Raw genomic sequence first — 2,624 nt, forward strand, 5'->3', positions numbered from 1 at the left:
AAAGATGACAGCTGTGTGGCTGTCGTTTTGCCGAATGAGGACAGCAGGTAATCGCTATACAGCTCAAACAGCTCTGTGTTCATGCTCTAAAGCATGGCAGATTTTGCTGAGTGCGTAACATGAGTGAACAGCACAGAGGGCGCTCCTTTCAGTTCATTCTGTCTTACTTCTTCAGATCGTTAAGCGGGACTTAAGGGTACTGACGACGGTGTTCTTTTTTTCTCAAGACTGGTATCAGGCGAGCAACAGTTCAAACTGGTTCAGGCCAGTGGTTGTAACCCCTATCCGGAAGCGGAAGCGGAATTGAATCTGACCAGCTGTCAGAGATGATTTGCCTCAGGCTGGTACACAGATTAAAGGGTTCTCTGATATCCACACACATCTGACATCGTACGAATTTATCGGGGGTAAGTTCTTGCATGGAGCACCTATCCACCGTTATGGCATCCCTCATGCACTGGACGATGGCAAAGATATCCATGGCCCCTGGGAGCACTGGATATTATCGGGAACCTGATGGGAGAGATTGACATCAATGACCGTCACGATACCCGTGGCTATCCGGACTTTCCCTCCTGAACAAAACAGAAAACCGTTTCCCACCAGCAGGCCTATTTCCGCTGGATAGAACGGGCTCAGGGTCATGGTCAGCCATTTGGTTGAGAATGAGGTGCTCTGTAATACGCAGAAAATCATTAACCCGGCCAGCTGGATCAATCCGAATAACTGCAACACCATGGAAAGCGTCAGGCTACAAGCCCTGAGAATCAGGGAGCTGCAGGATTATATTGATGCCCAGGCTGGCGGGCCCGGAAAAGGGTTCTTCAGAATCGTTCACTCGCCAGCCGAAGCCCGCCAGGTGATCAGCCAGGACAAATTGGCGGTCGTCATGGGCATGGAAGTTTCGGAACTGTTTAACTGCGGTCTAAACGACAAGAGCTGCTCAAAAGCGGATGTGGATAACCATTTGAACTTTGTCCACAGCCTGGGCGTCAGAGTGCTATATCCTGTCCACAGGTTCGACAACCAGTTTGGTGGCACCCGTATCGAGGATGGCTTTATCAATGTAGGTCAGGCGTTGTCTTCTGGTCGTTTCTTTGAAACCCGTGAATGCCCTGCCGACATTGACGGTGTTCCCATGACCAATGGTTTCCCGCTGATTGGTCAGGTTCCGGTACTGAAGCAGATTCTTAAGGGTTTGGGGCTACAGCCAAACTACGATGAAAGCTACAAGCACTGCAACCAGCACAATCTGACCGATCTAGGCGTTTATCTGGTTAACCGGATGGTTGACCGGGGTATGATGATCGAGCTGGATCATATGTCCTATGAAACGGCCAGTTCCGTACTCAAAGTGGCTGAAGGCAGGCAGTATTCCGGTGTGATCACGGGCCACAGTCATTTGTCCAAAGCACCTGGAGGCTACCCAAGCACACTGCATGACCGCATCGCCAGACTGGGCGGTATTATGTCGACCTATAACTCGAATGCTTCCGCTGTCAGCTACGAAGTCGACAAAATGATCAGTCTTGCCAACCAGTATCCCTATCTGATTGGTGTGGGCATCAGTACTGACATCAACGGCCTTGCACAACAAGCAGCAGCCAGACCGGACATGGACAAGCGACCTTTGCTGTATCCCTTCACGTCTTTTGATGGTCGATATGAATTCCAGCCCCAGAAGACGGGCAACAGAGTGTTCGACTACAACCAGAACGGTGTCGCTCACTATGGTCTGCTGGCTGATCATATCGAAGACATTCGAACCGCCGGTACGGCCAGTGCCTATGACTCCATCATGAACTCCGTCGAAGCCTATCTGCAGATGTGGGAACGTTCTCTGGGCAATAACAGCAATAACTATGCTGACCCTTTCGCCCAGGAGTTTTTCTCATTAAAAGACCAACGCAGCGGCAAGTGTCTGGATATTCCGGGTGATGATAATCAGGTTCATAGAAACAGCAATGTTCAGCTATGGGACTGTCAGGACTCAGCCCTGGACCAGCAATGGAAGTACAACCAGGCCACTGGAAAACTTCATAACCGGGCAAACCCCAGTTTTTGTCTCGATAATGAGGGTGATAGACACGACGGTGGAACGTTGAAACTGTGGGAATGTGTTGATACTTCCAATCAGACTTTCGACATGAGTGATGGCATGATTCACCCAAGAAACAGTGCCGGCTTTGTTGTTGATGCCAATGGCACTCACAATGGTGCCAATGCCACTCTTTGGAGCGCACATCGTGGTTCGAACCAGCTCTGGACCAAGCAGTATCTTAGATAAAGTATGACGACACCTTTCTTTTGCTTGTTGCTGTTTTCGACAGCGACAGCCAACAGGTCACCATGAACGGCAACGCTGTTAGCAGTACCCAGCTTCATTTCATCCACACTGTATTGAAGGTTGATCTTGCCTATTTTCAGAAGATTTGAATCTTGTGTTGGATTAGCCAGCGGCTGACTTTTCAGTGATTTACCACTGAGGATATCAATAGTGGCTCTTTTGAATTTCAAGTGGGTAAGCAGGATTCATTCACTCGGGTGAAATTCAGCTTGCCAGTCAGTAAATAAACCATAATTTTAAAGTGCGGTTTCTTATAGCCTCTTGCCTTTCGCTTGGC

General features: G+C 49.2%; 1 protein-coding gene. It reads left to right on the top strand.

What is annotated here, in order from left to right; all coding sequences use genetic code 11:
* Positions 1 to 643 precede the first annotated feature (643 nt).
* Positions 644 to 2,287, top strand: a complete 1,644-nt coding sequence (locus tag ACR2PX_RS00270; protein WP_433997363.1) for a ricin-type beta-trefoil lectin domain protein — start codon at positions 644 to 646, stop codon at positions 2,285 to 2,287.
* The last annotated feature ends 337 nt before the right edge of the window (positions 2,288 to 2,624 follow it).

The sequence above is a fragment of the Endozoicomonas sp. genome (assembly GCF_051008435.1).
Taxonomy (GTDB): Bacteria; Pseudomonadota; Gammaproteobacteria; order Pseudomonadales; family Endozoicomonadaceae; genus Endozoicomonas_A.